We start from the raw sequence: 19,904 nt of genomic DNA, 5'->3' as shown, positions 1-19,904 counted from the left end.
CGTGCCGATGATGCACAATGAGGGACGCGGACGCCGACTTGGGACGTACGAGGCCGTAGGGGAAGACGAGCCTCGGTACAGATCCAGGAGGTCCGGTGACCGCACGTGGCGTTTTCTACGTCCACTCCGCGCCGCCTGCGCTGAGCCCGCACATCGAGTGGGCCGCCGCAGGTGTTCTCGGTGTGCCCGTTTCCCTTGAGTGGACGGATCAGCCCGCCGCGCCGGGAACCCTGCGCGCCGAGCTTCATTGGGAGGGGAGGCCGGGCACCGCGGCCGGTATCACCTCCGCGCTGCGAACGTGGAAGCTGGTGCGCTTCGAGGCCACCGAGGATCCCACGCCGGGCACGGACGGCGTCCGGTTCAGCTTCACCCCGTCCCTCGGGGTGTTCACGGGCGTGATCGGTGCCAGCGGCGACATCATGGTCCCCGAGGACCGGCTCCGCTCCGTCATGGCGAACGCCGCGGTCGGCAAGGTCGCCCTGGAGAGCGAGCTGGACCGCCTCCTCGGCACCCCGTGGGACAACGAGCTGGAGCCCTTCCGCCGGGCCGGGGACGGCGCTCCCGTCCGCTGGCTGCACGCCGCCGTGTAGACGCCCCGGTGATCCGCGCGGCCGCCTGACGCCGTCCCGCCGGAGCGTTCTCGTCCCGCAACGTGCGCGCCCCGCCCGGACCGGCCGTCGCCCGCCGCGGCGCGCCCGGCCACCCGGCGGCCACGCCCGCGGAACGCTACGGAGCGCCACGCCGCGGAACGCCACCGAGCGCCACGCCGCGGAACGTCACACCACGGAACGCTACGGAATGCCGAACGGCCCGGCGGGGAGAACCCGCCGGGCCGTTCGAGACCCGTCAGAGGACGCGTTCGAAGGCGACCGAAACGTTGTGGCCGCCGAAGCCGAACGAGTTGCTGAGCGCCGCGGCGGGGCCGTCCGGGAGCTTGCGGGGCTCGTCGCGCACGATGTCCAGGTCGGCCTCGTCGTCGAGGTCCTCCAGGTTGGCGACGAACGGGACGAGGCCCTCCTTCAGCGCCAGGATCGTGAAGATCGACTCCAGCGCGCCGGCGCCGCCGAGCAGATGCCCGGTCATCGACTTGGTGGCGGTGACCACCACCTTGCCGGCCACTTCCTCGCCGAGTCCCGCCTTGATCGAGGCGAGCTCCGCGACGTCGCCGGCCGGCGTCGAGGTGGCGTGCGCGTTGATGTGGATGATGTCGGTGGCCTCAAGACCGGCGTCCGCGAGGGCGCGCTGCATCGCCTTGGCCTGCCCGGCGCCGGTCGGCTCGGGCAGCACGATGTCGAACGCGTCGTTGGAGTAGCCGGCGCCGGACGCGATCCCGTAGATCCGCGCGCCGCGGGCGCGGGCGTGCTCCTCCGTCTCCAGGATCAGCACCGCGGCGCCCTCGCCGAGGACGAACCCGTCGCGGTTCTTGTCGTACGGGCGCGACGCGCGCGCCGGCTCGTCGTTGCGGGTCGACAGGGCGCGCATGGAGCCGAACGACGCCATCTGCAGCGGGTGGATGCACGCCTCGGTGCCGCCGCAGATGATCACGTCCGCGCGGCCCGCGCGGATCATGTCGATGGCGTAGCCGATCGCCTCGCCGCTGGACGCGCACGCGCTGACCAGGGCGTGGGAGCCCGCGGTCGCGCCGAACTCGATGCCGACGTGCCCGGACGCGCCGTTCGGCATCAGCATCGGGACGGTGAACGGCGAGACCCGCGCCCAGCCCTTCTCCCGGTACACGTCGTAGCTGTTGAGGGCGGTGTGCAGGCCGCCGATGCCGCTGGACACCACGACGCCGAGCCGGTCGACGTCCACGGTGTACCCGCCGTCGACGCCGGCCTTGTCCATGCCCTTCTGCGGCTTGCCGCCGGTGGACGGGGCGAACCCGGCGTCCGCCCAGGCCTCCCGCGCGGCGATCAGCGCGATCGCCTGGTTGCGGTCGAGGCGGCGCAGCGACTGCCGCGGCAGCGTCTCGCCCGGGTCGGCCTTCAGCGTCGCCGCGAACCGGACCGGCAGGTCCTCGACGCCCTCCCACTCAAGTGGACGGATCCCGGACTCTCCGGCGAGCAGGGCGGACCAGGTCGACGGCAGGTCTCCACCGAGTGGGGTCGTTGCACCGAGACCCGTCACGACGACTCTGGTCTGGCTCTTGCTCATGGCTGGTGCTCCTTGCGGACTGAAAGAGGGGTGGGGGCGGGTGCGCCGCCGTCCCGGTGGCCGGGACGGCGGCACGCCCGCCTCGCTGTTCAGCTCTTGGCCGGGGCCTCGTGACCCTGGACGAAGTTGACGACGTCCTTGACCGTCTTCAGGTTGCGCAGCTCGTCGTCGGGGATCTCGACGCCGAACTGGTCCTGCGCGGCCACGGCGATCTCCACCATCGACAGCGAGTCGATGTCGAGATCGTCGATGAAGTTCTTCTCCGGGGTCACCTCGGCCTTGTCGATGCCGACGATGTCGTCGATGATCTCTGCGAGGCCGTCCAGGATCTGCTGTTCGGTGGCGACTTCTGCCATGGTCTGCGTTTCTCCTTCGGTGGGTTGGTCCAGAGCCTGCGAGCAGGCGTGACGGCCTACGGGATCTGGATGACTTGGGCAGCGTAGGACAGCCCTGCGCCGAACCCGACCAGCAGGGCCGGGGCGCCGGACGGCACGTCGCCGCGTTCGATCATGCGGGAGAGGGCCAGCGGGATCGAGGCCCCCGAGGTGTTGCCGGACTGGACGATGTCGTCGGCGACGACCGCGTTCGCGGCCTTCACCTTGCGGGCGATCGCCTCGATGATCCGCAGGTTGGCCTGGTGCGGGACGATGGCGGCGAGGTCCTCCGGCTTGATCCCGGCGCGCTCGCACGCCTCGACCGCGATCGGGGCGATGGCGGTGGTCGCCCAGCGGAAGACCGCCTGCCCCTCCTGCCGGATGAACGAGTGCCGGTCATCGATGATGATCTTGTCGTACTTGTCGCCGGCGCTGCCCCACACGACCGGGCCGATGCCGGGCGAGTCGCTGGCCGCGACGACCGCGGCGCCGGCGCCGTCCGCGAAGATGATGCAGGTGGAGCGGTCGGTCCAGTCGATCCACTGCGACATCTTCTCCGAGCCGACGACCAGCACGTTGCGGGCGTTGCCGGCGCGGACGGCGGCGCTCGCGGTGGCGAGGGCGTAGCAGAAGCCGGCGCAGGCCGCGTTGATGTCGAAAGCGCCGGGCGCGTCGATGCCGAGCCGTTGCGCGACCTGCGGGGCGTAACCGGGCATCGGCGACTCCGCCGAGCAGGTGGCGAGGATCACCAGGTCGATGTCGGACGGCGCGAGCCCGCTGCCCGCCAGGGCCTTCCCGCCCGCGTGCACGCCGAGCTCGACGATGCCCTCGTCGGGGCCGGCGATGCGGCGCTCGGCGATGCCGACGCGGCTGCGGATCCACTCGTCGTTGGTGTCGACGGATTCGGCGAGCTCGTCGTTGGTGACGATCCTGGCCGGACGGTAGTCGCCGAACGCCAGGACGCGGGCGCCTGCCGCCGCCTCGGGGATGCTGAGCCCGCCGGTCATGACGCGTGCGCCTTGATCAGCTCGCGGGCTTTGTCCAGGTCCGCGGGGGTCTTGAGGGCGACCCGCTCGACGTCCGGCAGCTCGCGGCGGGCGAGGCCGGTCAGCGTCCCGGCGGGCGGCAGCTCGATGATCGCGGTGACGCCGAGGTCGCGCATGGTCGCCGTGCACGCGTCCCAGCGGACGGGCGTGCTGACCTGCTCGACGATCCGCTCGACGAACTCGGGGCCGTCCTTGACGACGGCGCCGTCGCGATTCTGCAGCAGCCGCGTGGACGGGTCGGCGGTGCGCACTCCGGACGCGATGCGGCGGAGCGCGTCGACGGCGGGCGCCATGTGCTCGGTGTGGAACGCCCCGGCGACCGACAGCGACCGGAGCCGCGCCTTCGCGGGCGGGTCGCCGGCGAAATCGGCGAGGGCCTGGACCGTCCCGGCGGCGACGACCTGGCCGGCGCCGTTGACGTTCGCGGCGGTGAGGCCGTGCTTGTCGATGGCGGCGAGGACCTCGTCGGGATCGCCGCCGAGCACGGCGGTCATGCCGGTCTCGGTGACGGCGGCGGCCTCGGCCATCGCCCGTCCCCGCTCCCGGACGAGGACCAGCGCCGCCTCGGCGGACAGGACCCCGGCGATCACGCCCGCGGCCAGCTCTCCGACGCTGTGCCCGGCGACCGCGCCGGGCAGGTCGTCGTCGCCGTAGAGGGTCTCGCAGGCGGCGAGCGCGGCGGCGACCAGCAGCGGCTGCGCCACCGCGGTGTCGCGGATCTCCTCGGCGTCCGCGGTCGTCCCGTAGCGGACCAGATCGAGCCCGGTGACGGCGGACCACCAGGCCAGGCGATCGGCGACTCCGGGTATCTCTAGCCATGGCTGCAGGAAGCCGGGGGTCTGGGCGCCCTGGCCGGGCGATGCGAGGAGAATCACTCGACCAGCCTGCCGCCAACTCCCCTCGCTCTACGATGCGGATCAGCACGAACTTTGGTCGGACCCCTTTGTACGACCCCTACAAGCTCGCGGTTACCAGCGCTTTTGGAAACGTCCGAGGACGAGCGCGATGCGGAGGGTGAACGCGTTGCGCCCGTCGGTGGGCGCGAGGCCGGTGAGTTCGGTCACGCGGCGGAGCCGGTACCGGACGGTATTGGGGTGGACGAACAGCAGCCGCGCGGTGGCCTCCAGCGACGAGCCCTGTTCCAGGTAGGTGGTGAGGGTGTCGAGGAGCGGGGCGCCGGCGGCGAGCATCGGGTTGTAGACGTTGTCCACCAGGTGGCGGCGCGCCTCGTCGTCGCCGTCCAGGGCCCGTTCGGGCAGCAGCTCGGTCGCCAGGACGGGACGGGGCGCGTCCGGCCAGCCCGCGGCGGCGCGCAGCCCCGCGACGGCGGCGTGCGCGGAGCGGGTCGATTCGTACAGGTCGGGGACCTGCGGGCCGACGACGACCGGGCCGGGGCCGCACTTGGCGGCGATCGGCCGGGCCGCCTCCAGCGGGTCGGTGTCGCCGCCGACGATGACGATGACGCGGTGCCCCTGGACGCCGGCCAGCACGTCGGCGCGGGCGCGGCGCGCGGCCAGCTGCATCTGGTCGATGGTGACCTCGGGCTCCTCGTCCTCCGGGGTGAGCCCGGCGATGACGGTGACGGGCTTGGACGTCCAGCCGAGCGCGGCGGCCCACGAGTGCATGCCGTCGTCGACCTCGTCGCGCAGCACCGCGTTGACGACGAGGGCCTCCAGGCGCGCGTCCCAGGCGGCGCGGGTCTCGGCGGCGCGCGCGTAGACCTGCGCGGCGCCGAACGCCACGTCCCGCGTGTAGCGCAGGATCGCCTCGCGGAGCTGGGCCTCGCCGCCGGGCGCGGCGAGCTCGTCCAGCCGGGTCTCCACGACGTCGATGATCACGCGGACCATGTCGATGGTGTGCTGCAGCTTGATGGCGCGCAGCAGCTCGCGGGGCGCGGTGCCGAACACCTCCCCGGCGATGGCCGGACGGGTCTTCTCCTCGTTCTTGAACCATTCGACGAACGCGGCGATGCCCGCCTGGGCGACGAGTCCGATCCAGGAGCGCTGGTCGGCGGGCATGCGCCGGAACCAGGGGAGCTGCTCCTCCATGCGGTTCAGCGCCGCGGTGCCGAACGTCCCCATCGCCTTCTCCAGGCGCTGGGTCGTCTGCTCGCGTATCTCGGCCTCGTTCGCGGTGTCCACCTCCCTAGGGTGCCATCACCGGGCCGCGCCCATCCCGCCGCGGTCGCCCCAGGTGGGGCGGGGGGTCAGCCGGACGCCACACCGGCCGGGCGCCCGAGCGCGATGGCGGTGAGGTTGCGGAGGGACGCGGAGCCCGGTTCCAGGTAGTCGCTATGCCCGCCGTTTCCGGCATTGAACACGCGCGCCCCGAACGCAGGCGAAACGGGGTCGGGGCCGAGCCCGAGCCCGAAGATGCGGACGTGGGGGACGTCCTGCATCCAGTCGGTCGTGCCCCGTCCCGCCCAGATCCGTGCGGTGCGGCTCAGTTTCGCGGCAGTCGGCGCGGCGGTGCCGGGGCTGCCGAAGAGCGCGATGTCGGTGACCTGCCGCCAGGCGGCGGTGTCGGGCCCGTCGAGCGCCGCACGGCCGCAGACCACGGAGCCGTAGCTGTGGCAGAGCAGACCGACCCGCGCGGACGGGTTGACCTTGTGCACCCCCTTCAGAAAGCGCCGAAGCCGCACACCTCCCTCACCGGCACGCTCATCGGTGAGAACGTCACTGCTGAACGTCTCCGGCGCCGCATACCCAAGCCAAGCCACAACGGCCAACTCCGACCCCACCACCCCGGCGGGTTGTGGGTGTGGTGATTCGGCCTGAGCCTGGGCGTAGAGGGTGTGTGCGCCGCCGCCCGGGGTCGACCATGGCTTGCCGCCGCGGGTGTCGAAGGTCGTCAGCGTCGTGTCGGCGCCGGGCACCAGCACCGCGATGCGGCGGGCCCTGGTGAGGTCGCCGACGACCTCGACGGCCCGTCCGTTGCCGCGCGGGTCGAAGTAGAGGAACCGGCGGCCCGGGTGGAGGAACGCGCCGAGGGCCCGCGCCCGGTCGGTGTCGCCAACGTCCTCTGCGGTCGTGAGGGCCTCCTCGATGGACCTGCGTTCGGCCTTGTACCGGACGTCCAGCGTCGAGGGCGCCATGGCGGGGACGGCGACGGGCGGCGCGTAGGGGTCGGCGTGCCCGGTCCCGGCGGTCGTCAGCATGACCACCGTGATGGACACGGCGCTGGCCAGGGCTCTGCGGAGCCGTCGGGTTCGCTGCGGGACGGTCGTGCGCTGCGGGACGGTCTTGCGTGGCGGCGGCATCGTCGTCTTTCTACCATCCAAGATCGTCTGGGGGTGCCGTGTCGCTTGTCACACCCGGGTCTGCGCGGGGGCCGTTCGTACCGGTGGACCACGGCCCCGAGCGCGGCGAGCGCGGCGGCGAAGACCGCCAGCCATGGAAGCCGTTCGGCGATCCATTCCAGCTGGTCAGGCTTGGTGTGCAGCCCTGGCAGGCTACCGAACGCGAGCAGTGCTCCGACCGTGACGGCGAGCAGCGCCGTCTGGTGCCACAGGAAGATCGTCATCGCGGAGCGGCCGGCCGCCGAGATCAGGGTGCGCGCCCGGGCGCGTCGCGTCCAGCGGGTGAGCGGACCGTGGAGCAGCAGGGCCGCGCCCGCCTGGGCGAGGCCGAAGGACACCGCCGCGAGCGTGGGCGGGCTGAGGTTGGAGACCGGGGCGCCCGGCACGCCGACCATGCTCGCCGGATACCCGGCGAACAGGACCAGCCCGGCGGTCGTCGCCGCGCCCCCGCCCAGGAGGGCCATCCCGGGCCGGGGGGAGCGCAGGGCCCCGTCCGCCCATCCGACGCCGAGGTAGAACGGCATGAGCCAGCCGGTGAGGACGGTGGCCCAGCCCGTCCATCCGGGCGCGCCGAGCGCGAAGCGGCCGAGGTCGATGATCGCGGTCGCGGCGACGAGGAGCACGCCGCCGCCGAGCCGGAGCCGGGTCCAGACGGCCACGATCACAGGGGTCGCCGCCGTCAGCACGACGTAGACGGCGAGGAACCACAGCGGGCTGATCACGAGCTCGATGAGGGTGCGGACGCCGTCGGCCGAGAACCCGGCCCATCGGAGCAGGGCCGCGGCCGGGAGCCACGCGGCGAGCAGGACGGGCAGCGGCCGCGCGAAGCGGGCCAGGCGCCGCCGCAGCCGCGGCCCCCACGGCTCGCCGGGACGTAGCCCCTTCGCCGCCGCGTACCCGCCGACGAGGAAGAACACGGCGAGTGTCTGCAGTACCCAGGAGATCGGCGCCAGCTCTGGCATCGTGCTCAGCGGGCTCGTCACCCGCAGTTGCTCTCTGGAGCCGTCCGCGACGAACGCGGTGACCAGCCAGTGGCCGAGGACGACGCCCAGGATCGCGAAGGCGCGCAGCGCGTCGACGGCCAGATCACGGCGGGTCTCGGGGACCGCCGGTGCCACCACCGCCGGTGCCACCACCGCCGGTGCCACCATCGCCGGTGCCGCCATCGCCGGTGCCGCCATCGCCGGTGCCGCCACCACCGTCGGTGTCGTCGTCGCCGCGGCCACCACCACCGTGGCCGCGGCCGTCGCCGTGGTCGTGGTCGCCGTGGTCGTCGGTTTCGTCGTCGGTTTCGTCGTGGGTGTGGGTGCCGTCTCAAGTACGGGTGCTGGCTCAAGCACGGGTGCTGGCTCAGGCACGGGTGACCTCCGTGGCGCGGCCTAGGGCGATCAGGGCGAGGTTGCGGAGCGCTAGGGAGCCGGGCTTCAGGTAGGCGCTGTGCGGGCCCGTCCCGGCGTCGAAGCGCAGCGCGCCGAAGCCGGGGGACACCGGATCGGCGCCGAAACCCAGTCCGGCGAAGCGGACTTTCGGCACGTAGCGCGTCCAGTCGCCCTTGGCGCGGCCCGCCCAGACGCGGGCGGACGTCCGGAGGTCGGCGACGTTGTCGGCCGTGGTGCCGGGGCTGCCGAACAGGGCGATCTCGTCCACGGGCAGCGGCGCGAGATGGGGGGCGGCCTTGGCGCAGACCACCGAGCCGTAGCTGTGGCACAGCAGCGCGAACCGGCCGTGCCCGTTCACGCGATGGACGGCGGCGAGGAGGCCGCGCAGGACGGGTGCGCCGTCCTCGGCCCGTCCGCCGGTCAGGACGCCGGTGCCGAGCGACGGCGGCGAGTCGTAGCCGAGCCAGGCGATCACGGCGAGCCGTGCCCCGGACGCGTCGGCGCGGGCCTGCCGGTAGAGCGCGCGACTGCCGCCGCCGGCGAACTTGGGGGAGTCGTAGTTGGTCAGCGAGTTGTCCGCGCCGGGGACGACGACGGCGATGCGGTCGGCGTGTCTCAGGTCGCCGATGACCTCGACGACCCGTCCGCGGCCTCGCGGGTCGAACGACAGGAACCGCCGTCCGCCGGAGAGGAGGGCCGTAAGGGCGCGGGCCCGGTCACCGTCGCGGATGCGCCGCGCGGTCGCCAGCGCACGGTGGATCTCCCGGTCGGCGGCCTGGTAGCGGAGGCCGAGCGTCGCCGCCGACAGAGCGGGCGCCGGGCCGGTCGCGGCGTACACCTCGGCGGCGCCGGTCGCGGCGGCCGCCGACCCGGCCGCGGTCCCGGCCGCGGCCAGCACGGACACGATCGCCACGGCCTTGCGAACGCTGGGCATCCGAGACGTCCTCCCTGGTCAGTGAGCCGAATGCACTGAACAGGAAGCTAGGAATCGGACGCCGTAGCGCGGATCAACCGGCGGTGTGGTCTTCCGGGATGCGACCCCGGTAGCACGCATGCGACCCGGGTATCAGTCGCCCGGACGGACCAGCCCCACCTCGTAGGCGTAGACGATCGCCTGCGGACGGTCCCGGAGGTCGAGCTTCATCAGGATCCGCCCGAAATGCGTCTTGACGGTCTGCTCGGCGACTACGAGCCGGTGCGCGATCTCGCCGTTGGACAGGCCGCGCGCCACCAGCGTCAGGACCTCGGTCTCCCGCTCCGTCAGCTCCGCCAGCCGCTTGCGGGACGGCGCCCGCGGCCCGCCGAGCCGGGAGAACTCCGCGATGAGCCGCCGGGTGATCGACGGCGACAGCAGCGCGTCGCCCGCCGCCACGACCCGCACGGCGTCCGCCAGCTCCGTCGCGGACGCGTCCTTCAGCAGGAAACCGCTGGCCCCGGCGCGCAGGGCCTCGTACACGTAGTCGTCCAGGTCGAACGTGGTGAGCATGAGGATCTTCGGCGCGTCCTCGGCGGCGGCCGCGAGGATGCGGCGGGTCGCCTCGAGACCGTCCATGACCGGCATCCGGACGTCCATCAGCACCACGTCGGGACGCAGTTCGGCGACGCGCCGCAGGCCCTCCTCGCCGTTCACGGCCTCGCCGACGACCTCGATGTCGGGCTGCGCGTTCAGCAGCACGCCGAACCCGGCGCGCACCATGCCCTGGTCGTCGACGATCACGACCCGCACGGTCACCTCCGCTCCCGGGCCTGCACCGGCAGGTTGGCGGTCACCGCGAATCCTCCCTCCGGGGTGGGCCGGGCGGTCAGCTCGCCGCCGAGCGCGGCGGCGCGCTCCCGCATCCCGACCAGCCCGTGGCCCCCGCCCGGGAGCCCGGGGCCGGGGGCCTGGCCGTCGCCGGGCGGCCCGTTGACGACGCCGAGCCACACTATGCCGTCCTCCCGGGACACCTCGACCTGCACCCGCGAACCCGGCGCGTGCCGCATCGCGTTGCTCAGCGCCTCCTGCAGGATCCGGAACGCGGTGAGGCCGACGCCGGGCGGGAGCCCGGCGAGGTCGCCGTCCAGCAGGGTCTCCACCCGCAGGCCAGCCGCCCGCGCGTTGCCGACCAGCTCGTCGAGCCGCTCCAGGCTCGGCTGCGGGGCGGTGTCGACGCCGTCCTCGGAGCGCAGGACGCCGAGGATCCGGCGCAGCTCCGTCAGCGCGTCGAGCGCCGTCGCGCGGATCTCGGCGAGGTCGCGGCGGGTCTCGTCCGGCACCGACTCGACCTTGTAGGGCGCCGCCTCCGCCTGGATCGCGATCATCGACATGTGGTGGGCGACGACGTCGTGCAGCTCCCGCGCGATCCGCTGCCGCTCGGTCAGCACCGCCTCGGCGTCCTGGTGCCGCCGCTCCTCGAAGGCGAGCCGGAGCCGCTGCTCGGCCAGCTGCCGCCGCGACGTCTGCCGGAGCCGGACCGCGTACCCCACCGCCAGCGGCGGCACGAGCAGCACCGACGCGTTGAGCGCGGTCTCCGAGTCCTTGATCCAGACTCCGGCGAACGACAGGATCGCGACGCCGAGCGTGACGTCCCGCGAGCAGCGCACCGCCACCGTGTACACGCAGGCGAGCGCGGTGATCGCGCCCCACGGGACGTACGGCGTGCTCAGCCACCCGCCGACGTCGACCAGCAACGTCCCCAGGAAGCTCCACCGCCACGCGGCGAGCGGATGCAGGTCGCGCAGCGCGAACGGCAGCGTCACCGCGAGCGCGATGAACAGCTTGGTGCTGCCGGACATCTCGACGCCGCGCCGGACGGTCTCGTCCGACAGCAGCGAGATCGTCCCGCCGATCATCACGACGGTCAGCACGACCCCGACCAGGTTGACCACGACGCCGAACCGCGCCTGCCCGGCGCCGATGTACCGCGTCCACCTGAGCAGGAACGGCCAGGGCCGGTCGAGCGGCACCGGTTCGGCCCGGCCCGTCACCGCCGCGGCGAGGAGCACGTCCCGCACGACATACCGCGGCAGCGCGCTCTCCCTGGCCATGAGCCCAGGCTAGAGAACCCCAGAACGCACCTGGATGACACCGTGGTGGGACACGTCGTGTCATACCTGGGTACGGTGCGAAGCGTGGAGCCCGTCGAAGCCCTGCGCCGTATCGCGTTCCTGCTGGAGCGCGCCCACGAGCCGACCTACCGCGTGCGGGCCTTCCGCACGGCCGCCGACCTCGCCGGGCGGACGTCCCGCGACGACCTCGCCGCCCGCGCCCGCGAGGGCACGCTGACCGCCCTGCCCGGCATCGGCAAGGTCACCGCCCTCGTCATCGAGGAGTCGCTGCGCGGCGAAACGCCCGTCTACCTGCGCCGCCTGGAGGCCACCGAAGGCGAACCCGTGGACGAGACGGCCGCCGCCATACGCGCAGCCCTCAAAGGCGACCTGCACACCCACAGCGACTGGTCGGACGGCGGCTCACCCATCCAGGAGATGGCCGAAACGGCCCGCGCCCTAGGCCACGAGTACCTCGCGCTCACCGACCACTCACCGCGCCTGAAGGTCGCCAACGGCCTGGACGCCGACCGCCTCCGCCGCCAGCTCGACGCTGTCGCCGAGCTCAACGAGACCCTCGCGCCGTTCCGGATCCTCACCGGCATCGAGGTCGACATCCTGGAGGACGGCACCCTCGACCAGGACCCCGACCTCCTCGAACGGCTGGACGTCGTCGTCGCCAGCGTCCACTCCAAGCTCCGCATGGACCGCGTCGCCATGACCAAGCGCATGGTCGCGGCCATCGCGAACCCGCGCGTGAACGTCCTCGGCCACTGCACCGGACGGATCGTCAAAGCCGGAGGCAAGCGCGGCGGACTGCGCCCCGAGTCGGAGTTCGACGCCGCGCTCGTCTTCGACGCCTGCGCCGCCTACGACGTCGCCGTCGAGATCAACTCGCGTCCGGAGCGCCTCGACCCGCCGAAACGCCTGCTCCGACTGGCCGTCGAGGCGGGCTGCCGCTTCTCGATCGACTCCGACGCCCACGCCCCCGGCCAGCTCGACTGGCAGCCCTACGGCTGCGAGCGGGCGGCCCGCTGCGCCGTCCCGGAGTCGCAGATCGTCAACGCCCTCCCCGCCGACGACCTCCTCGCCTGGACCCGCGCCCAACTCTGAGGACTCTGGGGGGCATCGATGACCGAGATCACGCATCGTCTCGTCCAGTCGGAGAGCGGGCTGCGCATGCACGTCGCCGAGGCGGGCGAGGGTCCGCTCGTGCTGCTCCTGCACGGCTTCCCCGAATGCTGGTACTCGTGGCGGCACCAGCTGACCGCGCTGGCCGACGCCGGGTTCCACGCCGTCGCGCCCGACCAGCGCGGCTACGCCCGGACGGGCGGCCCCGCGGACGCCGCCCAGTACACGATCCTGCACCTGGCAGGCGACGCAGTGGGCCTCATCACCGCACTCGGTGCCGACCGAGCCGTCGTCGTCGGGCACGACTGGGGCGCGCCCGTCGCGTGGGCTGTCGCGCAGATGCGACCGGACAAGGTGCGGGGTGTTATCGGGATGTCGGTCCCGCACCGTCCGCGCAGCAGTCGGCCACCGGTCGCGGCCATGCGGCGCCTGTTCGGCGACGGCTTCTACATGGTGCATTTCCAGCAGCCGGACGTCCCCGAGGCCGCGCTCGACCGCGACCGGAGCGCCACCTTCCGGCGCGTCCTCTACGGGCTGTCGGGCGAAGGGCCCGCGCCCTTGCTGACCGTCCCGGACGGCGGAGACTTCCTCGACACGCTTCCGGAGCCGCGGAAGCTCCCGGGCTGGCTGACCGACGGCGACATCGCCGCCTACGTGGACGAATACGCGTCCAGCGGCTTCACCGGACCCGTCAACTGGTACCGCAACCTCGACCGGAACTGGGAGCTCACCGCCGCCTGGCACCGGGCCCAGATCGGCCCGCCCGCCCTCTTCCTCGCCGGTGATCGCGACGTCGTCGCCGTCGGCTCCCGCGACGCGATCGACTCGATGCGCGACTTCGTGCCGAACCTCCGCGACACGGTCTGGCTGTCCGGTTGCGGCCACTGGACGCAGCAGGAACGCCCCGCCGACGTCAACGCCGCCATGATCGGCTTCCTCCGCGGCCTCTGACGGCCTCTGCTGGCGGCTGAAGGCCGCTGAATGTCGGAGGCGCGGCGTACGGTCGCCGCGTGAACCGCACCGATCGCCTGTACGCCCTGGTGGAGGAGCTGCGGGCCTGCGCGCCGCGCCGGGTCAGCGCGCGTGAGCTGGCCGCCAGGTACGAGGTGAGCGTCCGCACGATCGAGCGCGACATCTGCGCGCTGCAGCAGGCCGGGGTGCCGATCTTCGCGGACGTCGGCCGCGGCGGCGGCTACACGCTCGACAAGAGCCGGACGCTGCCGCCGCTGAACTTCACGCCCGCCGAGGCCGTGGCCGTCGCGATCACCCTGTCGAGGGCGGGCGGGTCGCCGTACTCCCGCTCCGCCCGCACCGCCCTCCACAAGATCGTCGCGGCGATGTCGGCCGCCGACAGCGCCTCGGCCCGCGAGCTGGCCGAACGCGTCCGCTTCATGACACCGCCGGACGGGGCCGATCCCGCGCCCACCTCCGTGCCCGCCGTCCTGGAGGAGGCCATGTCCGCCCGCCGCGTCGTCCGGCTCCGCTACGTGGCCGCCGACGGTGCCGAGACCGAACGCGACGTCGAGCCGGTCGCGTTCACGGCCGTTTCACTGTGCTGGTACCTGATCGGCTGGTGCCGCCTACGCGACGGCGCGCGCGTGTTCCGCATCGACCGCATCCGACGCGCAGCCCTCCTGGACGAACAGGCCCCCGAACGCGGCTTCGACGAGATGACCCCACCACCGACCGACTACGTGGTCCGCCCACTGGAGCTTGTCTGAGAACCAGGGATGTGGCCTCCGCCGACCATGCCGTGAGCGGGCTCACGGCATGGTCGGCCGCTTCGGCCTGCGGGTCCTTCCTCAGCTCAGCACCCGGCCGAGGAAGCCGCGCATGTAGCCCGCGACGACGTCCAGGTGGCTCTCCAGCAGGAAGTGGCCGCCGTCGATCAGATGCACCTCCGCGTCCATGGCGTCGCGGCCGAACGCCAGCGCGCCCGCCGGGCCGAAGATCTCGTCGTTGCGGCCCCACACGGCGAGCACCGGGACCTCGTAGGTGCGCAGGAACTCGTGCAGCAGCGGGTAGAGCGGGCGGTTGTTCTGGTAGTCGCGGAACAGCGCCAGCTGGACCTCGTCGTTGCCCTCGCGGGAGACGAGGGCGAAGTCGTGCTCCCAGGTGTCCGGGCTGACCACGCTCGGGTCGGGCACGCCGTGCACGTACTGCCACCGGATGACGTCGAGGTTCAGCGCGGCGCGGACGGCGGGTTCGGTATCGGGGCCGGGGTTCGCCCCGTACGCCCAGAGGTCGGCCCAGAAGGGCTCGACGAAACCGTCCTCGTAGCCGTTGCCGCTCTGGGTGACGATGGCGGAGATCCGTCCGGGGTGCTTGAGCGCGAGGCGCCATCCGATGGGGGCGCCGTAGTCCTGGACGTAGAGGGCGTACCGGTCCAGGCCCAGTTGGTCGAGCAGCCCGGAGGTGAGTTCGCCGAGGGCGTCGAAGGTGTAGGCGAACTCGTCCACGAGGGGGGCGTCGGAGTGGCCGAAGCCGAGGAGGTCCGGCGCGATGACGCGGTAGTCATCGGCCAGTAGCGGGATGAGCTCGCGGAACATGAACGAGCTGGTCGGGAAGCCGTGCAGCAGGACGATCGCGGGTGCGTCGGCGGGGCCGGCCTCGCGATAGAAGATCTTGTGGCCGTCCACGGTGGCGGTCCGGTAGCATACCGTGCTCATTCTAACCCCTTCGTATGTTTAATCTGGTTAGGTCTTCGTCATGTAAACACGACATGGGCTAACCTGTCAAAGGATTCGATCTGGTTAGGAGGAGCGGCACCCGATGGACACGCTGCTGGACCTGCTCAACAGCAGGCCACTGGTCAAGGGCGAGGAACAGGACGCGCTCGGCGACCCGGCCGCGGGCAGACGCTGGGCGCGGGAGCACGGCGGCGACGGCACCCTCGCGGAACTGGCACTGCTCCGCGAGGCGCGCGATCTCCTGCGGGACGTAGTGAAGGGAGAAAGCCCGCCCACCGCGTTGAGCCCGCTGCTAGAAGGCGTCCACCAGATCCCGGAGCTCACACTGGACGGTCTCCAGTGGAAGGTGAAGACGCCCCCGCACGCCCGCCTGGCCGTCGAAATGGTCCTCGCGTGGGCCGCCGTCGAGAAGCAACTCCCCGGCCGGCTGCGCCCCTGCGCCAACGACGAGTGCCAGTTGTTCCTGCTCGACCGCAGTCGCGCCAACCGCGCCCGCTGGTGTTCGATGGCCGGCTGCGGCAACCGCGAAAAGGCCCGCCGTCACTACAACCGCACCCGCTGACGCTCCTCGTCCCGCCGCCCTCGTCGTCACCTTCAGCGTGCCACCCGCGACCGGCCCACTAAAGCGCGGCCAAGTCCATGGCCATGGTCCACGACGACCGGCCGGGCCCCGCGCTTTGAAGACATTTTCGGGCGCGTAGCCCGGTGAGCAGGAGCGTTGACGAAATGACGTGAACGTTCCTCTGCACCGGGTCGGCCCTTCGAGTGCGCCGGACCGGCCCTTCGAGGCTCTCGGCCTTCGCTTCGCCGACATTGACCATGATCTAATGGGTGGCCGTTCGGCGAGGAGTTCGATGATCACCGAAATGTGGGGGCGGGAGCCGTTCGACATGACGGAGAGCATTGCCGCGGTGGCCGACTGTGGCCCGCCTATTCGCGCACAGAAGGCCAGACCAATTCCGTCCGCCACCGGCGGTGGACCCCCTTCGACGTGAAGCCGGACGCAATCGGGTTGCGCCATTGTCCGCATACGGCCATTGAGTTCGCCTGTTGTTTCCATTGCGACCATGGTCCGCGGGCATGTCTCCATGCGAGCATAAGCGGCCAATTCCTCCCGACCGAATTTGCGGCCTGATCCCGGCGAACCCGCTTCTCTGGAGTCCCGATGAGCAGTCTGGCGCAGCATTCCGAACTGGTGATCGCCATTGTGATGGCCGACATCGCCATCGTCCTGCTGGTGGGCGCCGTCCTCGGCCGCCTGGTCCGGCACCTGAGACAACCGATGGTGATCGGTGAAATCCTCGCCGGCATCGCGCTGGGCCCCAGCCTCCTCGGGCTGCTGCCGGGCAACCCCACCGCGCACATCTTCCCGGCCGAGGCACGGCCGTACCTGACGGCCATCGCGCAGGTCGGCCTGCTCGTCTTCATGTTCGGCATCGGCTGGGAATTCGACAAAAGGCTCCTGAAAGGGCGGCGCGGCGCGGCGGGCGCGGTCTCGATCAGCTCCATCGCCCTCGCCTTCGGGCTCGGCGTCGGCCTAGCCACGCTGTTGTACTCCCGCCACGACACGGTGAAGGGCCACCACATCTCCTTCACCGCGTTCGCGCTCTTCATCGGCGCGGCGATGTCCATCACGGCGTTCCCGGTGCTGGCCAGGATGCTGACCGAGCACCGGATGATGGGCACGCGCGTCGGCGCCCTCGCGCTGGCCAGCGCGGCCGTCGACGACGTGCTCGCGTGGTGCCTGCTCGCGCTGACCGCGGCGATCGTCACCTCGGGCGGCGCCGTCGGGGACATGGTGCAGATCGGCGCCCTGTCGGCGGTCTACGTGGCCGTCATGGCGCTGGCGGTCCGTCCGCTGCTGGCCTATGTGACCCGCCGCCTGGTCCGCGACCGGGTGCCGCCGCTGTACGTCATCCTGCTCGTCGCCGGGCTCTTCCTCTCGTCCTACGCCACCACGTGGATCGGCATTCACGCCATTTTCGGCGCCTTCGCCTTCGGCTTCATCACGCCGCGCGAGCCGTTCGAGGTGCTGGCCGACGGCATCAAGCGGCCGTTCGAAGGAATCAGCATGGTGCTGCTTCCCGTTTTTTTCATCGTGACCGGCCTGAACGTCGACATCAGCGCCATTTCCGGCCCCGGTCTCATCGAACTGGCCGGGATCATCCTCGTCGCCTGCGCCGGAAAGATAGTGGGTGCCGCGATCCCCGGAAAACTGACCGGGATGCCGTGGCGCGAGGCCGGAACCCTCGGCCTGCTGATGAACACGCGCGGCCTGACGGAACTGATCATCCTCCATGCGGGCGTGAGCCTCGGCGTCCTCGACGGCCAGATGTTCACCATGATGGTGATCATGGCTCTCGCCACCACGGCACTGGCCGCCCCGCTCCTACCGAACCGCCCGGTCTCCCCGGACGAACTGGCCTACCGACGCTTCACCCGCCCAAGCCAAACCCAAGCGGCCTAACGACACCGCCCCCGCACGCTCGCACGGGTGACCAGGTCAGTGAAGTGTTGGCGAGTGAGGGTGAAGTGTGGGGCGGTGGGGTTTTTGCTGTCGCGGATGGCGATGTGGTCGTTGAGGTCGGCGATTTCGACGCACTCGCCTTCGTTGGCGCCGCTGTGGGTGCTCTTGCGCCAGTGGGCTGGGGTGTTCATGGTTGCGATGTCAGGTGGGTTAGGAGGGCGCCGAAGCTTTGGCGGGTGAGGGTGAGGTGGCCGGTGTCGGGGTTTTTGCTGTCGCGGATGGCGATGTGGTCGTTGAGGTCGGCGATCTCGACGCACTCGTTTTCGACGGCGCCGCTATGAGTGCTCTTGCGCCAGTGGGTCTGGGGGGCTTCGGGGGTGCTCATGGCTGCGACGCTATCCCGTCGATGAGATTCAGCGAAGCCGCCCTGCTCAGAGTGGCTGAGAGCAGTAGTTCGAAGATCTCTTCGTGGGACGCGACTTCTTCCTCGTCCTCGACGAAGACGCTCTTAGTGAACTGGTCACCGACGGAGACGGTGAGCTGTCCGGGTGGGCGCAGGTAGATGAGATGGCATGGAGTAATGAGTGAGAGGTATCCGCTGGCCGTTTTGGGGAGGATGCGCAGGTGCACGTGGTCGAGCCGGGCGGTTTGGGTCAGCCGCCGGATCTGCGCGCGCATGACCGCGGGATCATCGCCGACCTGGTTGTGGAGGACCGCCTCCGCGATGATCGGCACGTAGCGGGGCGGATCGGGTCGGCTCAGCAGTCGCTGGCGGGACTGTCGGAAGTCGACCAGGGTTTTGACGTAGCGCGAGTGTTTGGCTGGGCCGAGGGCGATGAGCTCTCGGGTGTACTCCGGGGTCTGGAGGAGCCCGGGGACGATGTTGGACTGGAAGGTGCGGATCTCGGCGGCGTCCTCCTCCAGACTCGCGAGGTCGAGCGCGGCAGCGGAGATGCGACCCTCCCATACCCGCTCCCAGCTGCCGGGGCGATGGGTGGCCAGGTGGAGGACGGACGTGCGGAGCGGGCCGTCCGGGATCTGGTAGAAGTCGAGAAGTTTGCTGAGTTCCTCGGGGGCGATTGGATGAAGGCCGTTCTCGACCATGCTCATCCAGCCCTGGGAGCGGCCGAAGCGGCTCGCGACAGTGGCAACCGTGAGGTTGTGGTGCTCGCGGGCTTTGCGCAGTGCCGAGCCGATCCGGCGCTGGCGGACAGTGGGAGCGTTATCAGAAGACATCTCCTCAGAATGTCACTGAGAGTGCTTGATCGTGCGCGATCCGCGCGCGGCTGAACGTTCAGTCGGAAAACGTTCAGGCGGTGATACGCGGGGGTGGTGAGCGGCGAATGTAGCGGCGACTCCACATCGAAGGGAGGCGCACCATGAAGGCGCCCGAGATGAGAAGGACCACGGCGATCAAGGACGGGACGGCGTTCGCGCGGCGCGGTGTGTCGTGGATCGTGCGGTGATGAGCGGGGGGCTCGTCGTTGTCGGGACGCTCACGCTTCCGGGCGTGGGGAGGTCCGTCGGGTACGCGCGGCGGTTCCTCCGGGAGATGGCGCCGCCGCAGGCACATGCCCTGCTGGACGACCTGGTGACGGTCGGGAGCGAGACCGTAGGCAACGCGATCACCCACACGGACTCGGGTGACGACGGCCGGGTGACGGTCAGCCTGCTCGCCGGAGGGGGCGTCTACCGCCTGGAGGTCGCCGACGACGGCGCGGGCGGCAAGCGTCCGCACCTCAAAGCCGAGACCGGCGACGAGGGCGGACGCGGCCTGCGAGTCGTCGAAGCCCTGTCGCAGAGCTGGGGATTCCGGACGGACGGAGCCCGCACCGTCGTCTGGGCGGAATTCGGATCGGCGGACGTGAACTCGTCCGGAAACCCCGACAGGGGGCTGTCGCGAGACTCCGCGACGCTGGTGGCAGCAGCGTTCGAAGGAGGAAATCGATGAGTGTTCCGGCGTTCAACACCGTCACGTGGTTCCAGGTCGGCACCGACGCGCCCGAGGAGGCCCGCCGCTTCTACGGCGACATGTTCGGCTGGAAGTTCGCGCTCGACCCGGACGCGGACGGCTACGACCTCGTCACCTACCCGGGTGCCGACGCGCCGAGCGGCGGCATCGCGCACGAGCCGGACGCGTCGCGCAACCACGCGATGTTCCTGGTCCTGGTCGAGGACGTCGACGCCACCTGCGCGCAGGCGGAGAAGAACGGCGGAAAGGTCGCGGCGCCCACCATGACCACGGCCAACGGGCTCAAATTCGCCTATCTGGAGGACCCGTCCGGCAACCGTTTCGGGGCGTTCACACCTCCGTCCTCCTGACCCGGGGCATGAAGAG

The 19,904-nt window shown here is 71.4% G+C and carries 22 protein-coding genes; 8 read left to right on the top strand and 14 right to left on the bottom strand.

The genetic code is table 11. The features are described 5' to 3' along the window. Positions 1-95 precede the first annotated feature (95 nt). Positions 96-590, top strand: coding sequence for a DUF3145 domain-containing protein (locus ACH34T_RS30965; RefSeq protein WP_396024474.1), 495 nt, complete (start codon positions 96-98; stop codon positions 588-590). A gap of 256 nt (positions 591-846) precedes the next feature. Here the strand turns inward: ACH34T_RS30965 and ACH34T_RS30960 are convergent, their stop codons facing one another. The 10 genes from ACH34T_RS30960 to ACH34T_RS30915 all read right to left on the bottom strand — a co-directional run bounded on the left by ACH34T_RS30960 (position 847) and on the right by ACH34T_RS30915 (position 11,278). Continuing rightward, complete coding sequence (locus tag ACH34T_RS30960) at positions 847-2,154, bottom strand: beta-ketoacyl-[acyl-carrier-protein] synthase family protein (RefSeq protein ID WP_396024473.1); 1,308 nt, start codon at positions 2,152-2,154, stop codon at positions 847-849. 89 nt (positions 2,155-2,243) lie between these two features. Continuing rightward, complete coding sequence (locus tag ACH34T_RS30955; RefSeq protein ID WP_132180252.1) at positions 2,244-2,510, bottom strand: acyl carrier protein; 267 nt, start codon at positions 2,508-2,510, stop codon at positions 2,244-2,246. A 56-nt stretch (positions 2,511-2,566) separates the two neighbouring features. Continuing rightward, on the bottom strand, positions 2,567-3,535 hold the full coding sequence (locus ACH34T_RS30950; protein WP_396024472.1) for a beta-ketoacyl-ACP synthase III: 969 nt from the start codon (positions 3,533-3,535) through the stop codon (positions 2,567-2,569). Then, entirely contained in the window at positions 3,532-4,449 is a 918-nt protein-coding gene (locus ACH34T_RS30945; RefSeq protein WP_396024471.1) for an ACP S-malonyltransferase, read from the bottom strand. The genes ACH34T_RS30950 and ACH34T_RS30945 overlap by 4 nt, the downstream gene beginning before the upstream one ends. Positions 4,450-4,542: 93 nt before the next feature. Next, positions 4,543-5,715: a PucR family transcriptional regulator gene (locus ACH34T_RS30940; protein ID WP_396024470.1), complete on the bottom strand. Its 1,173-nt coding sequence runs from the start codon at positions 5,713-5,715 to the stop codon at positions 4,543-4,545. Between the two features lie 65 nt (positions 5,716-5,780). Beyond that, positions 5,781-6,731, bottom strand: a complete 951-nt coding sequence (locus ACH34T_RS30935; RefSeq protein WP_396024469.1) for an alpha/beta hydrolase — start codon at positions 6,729-6,731, stop codon at positions 5,781-5,783. Then, positions 6,725-8,212 carry an acyltransferase gene (locus ACH34T_RS30930; protein ID WP_396024468.1) on the bottom strand — a complete coding sequence of 496 codons (1,488 nt, stop codon included), beginning with the start codon at positions 8,210-8,212 and terminating at the stop codon, positions 6,725-6,727. The genes ACH34T_RS30935 and ACH34T_RS30930 overlap by 7 nt, the downstream gene beginning before the upstream one ends. A gap of 10 nt (positions 8,213-8,222) precedes the next feature. Continuing rightward, entirely contained in the window at positions 8,223-9,185 is a 963-nt protein-coding gene (locus ACH34T_RS30925) for an alpha/beta hydrolase (protein WP_396024467.1), read from the bottom strand. A gap of 132 nt (positions 9,186-9,317) precedes the next feature. Then, positions 9,318-9,983 (bottom strand): response regulator, encoded by a 666-nt coding sequence (locus ACH34T_RS30920; protein WP_396024466.1) that lies wholly within the window; start codon positions 9,981-9,983, stop codon positions 9,318-9,320. Further along, complete coding sequence (locus ACH34T_RS30915) at positions 9,980-11,278, bottom strand: sensor histidine kinase (protein WP_396024465.1); 1,299 nt, start codon at positions 11,276-11,278, stop codon at positions 9,980-9,982. Before ACH34T_RS30915 ends, ACH34T_RS30920 begins: the two co-directional genes overlap by 4 nt. Positions 11,279-11,362: 84 nt before the next feature. On the opposite strand from ACH34T_RS30915, the gene ACH34T_RS30910 reads away from it, so the two are divergent. From ACH34T_RS30910 to ACH34T_RS30900, 3 genes are read left to right on the top strand one after another with little or no spacing between them, the layout of a single operon-like run. Beyond that, positions 11,363-12,391, top strand: a complete 1,029-nt coding sequence (locus tag ACH34T_RS30910) for a PHP domain-containing protein (protein ID WP_396024464.1) — start codon at positions 11,363-11,365, stop codon at positions 12,389-12,391. A gap of 18 nt (positions 12,392-12,409) precedes the next feature. Further along, on the top strand, positions 12,410-13,360 hold the full coding sequence (locus tag ACH34T_RS30905) for an alpha/beta fold hydrolase (protein ID WP_396024463.1): 951 nt from the start codon (positions 12,410-12,412) through the stop codon (positions 13,358-13,360). 59 nt (positions 13,361-13,419) lie between these two features. Next, positions 13,420-14,130, top strand: a complete 711-nt coding sequence (locus ACH34T_RS30900; RefSeq protein ID WP_396024462.1) for a helix-turn-helix transcriptional regulator — start codon at positions 13,420-13,422, stop codon at positions 14,128-14,130. Positions 14,131-14,211: 81 nt separating this feature from the next. Here ACH34T_RS30900 and ACH34T_RS30895 read toward each other — a convergent pair whose 3' ends face one another. Then, complete coding sequence (locus ACH34T_RS30895; protein ID WP_396024461.1) at positions 14,212-15,078, bottom strand: alpha/beta fold hydrolase; 867 nt, start codon at positions 15,076-15,078, stop codon at positions 14,212-14,214. Positions 15,079-15,181: 103 nt separating this feature from the next. On the opposite strand from ACH34T_RS30895, the gene ACH34T_RS30890 reads away from it, so the two are divergent. Beyond that, positions 15,182-15,661, top strand: coding sequence for a CGNR zinc finger domain-containing protein (locus ACH34T_RS30890; protein WP_396024460.1), 480 nt, complete (start codon positions 15,182-15,184; stop codon positions 15,659-15,661). Between the two features lie 603 nt (positions 15,662-16,264). Then, a complete protein-coding gene (locus ACH34T_RS30885) occupies positions 16,265-17,566 on the top strand; it encodes a cation:proton antiporter (RefSeq protein ID WP_396024459.1) in 1,302 nt (433 codons plus the stop codon). Here ACH34T_RS30885 and ACH34T_RS30880 read toward each other — a convergent pair. Genes ACH34T_RS30880 through ACH34T_RS30870 form a run of 3 tightly spaced genes read right to left on the bottom strand, consistent with a single transcriptional unit; the run spans position 17,563 to position 18,802 of the window. Next, complete coding sequence (locus tag ACH34T_RS30880) at positions 17,563-17,757, bottom strand: DUF397 domain-containing protein (RefSeq protein ID WP_396024458.1); 195 nt, start codon at positions 17,755-17,757, stop codon at positions 17,563-17,565. The two genes, ACH34T_RS30885 and ACH34T_RS30880, sit on opposite strands and share 4 nt — an antisense overlap. Continuing rightward, entirely contained in the window at positions 17,754-17,951 is a 198-nt protein-coding gene (locus ACH34T_RS30875) for a DUF397 domain-containing protein (RefSeq protein WP_396024457.1), read from the bottom strand. Before ACH34T_RS30875 ends, ACH34T_RS30880 begins: the two co-directional genes overlap by 4 nt. Then, positions 17,948-18,802: a helix-turn-helix domain-containing protein gene (locus tag ACH34T_RS30870; RefSeq protein ID WP_396024456.1), complete on the bottom strand. Its 855-nt coding sequence runs from the start codon at positions 18,800-18,802 to the stop codon at positions 17,948-17,950. Before ACH34T_RS30870 ends, ACH34T_RS30875 begins: the two co-directional genes overlap by 4 nt. A 229-nt stretch (positions 18,803-19,031) precedes the next feature. On the opposite strand from ACH34T_RS30870, the gene ACH34T_RS30865 reads away from it, so the two are divergent. Both ACH34T_RS30865 and ACH34T_RS30860 read left to right on the top strand, forming a co-directional pair. After that, a complete protein-coding gene (locus ACH34T_RS30865; protein ID WP_396024455.1) occupies positions 19,032-19,517 on the top strand; it encodes an ATP-binding protein in 486 nt (161 codons plus the stop codon). Beyond that, positions 19,514-19,888 carry a VOC family protein gene (locus ACH34T_RS30860; protein WP_396024454.1) on the top strand — a complete coding sequence of 125 codons (375 nt, stop codon included), beginning with the start codon at positions 19,514-19,516 and terminating at the stop codon, positions 19,886-19,888. Before ACH34T_RS30865 ends, ACH34T_RS30860 begins: the two co-directional genes overlap by 4 nt. Positions 19,889-19,904: the final 16 nt, after the last annotated feature.

Source organism: Actinomadura sp. 9N215 (assembly GCF_044326345.1).
Lineage (GTDB): Bacteria > Actinomycetota > Actinomycetes > Streptosporangiales > Streptosporangiaceae > Spirillospora.
This window is presented reverse-complemented; position numbering and strand designations above follow the sequence as displayed.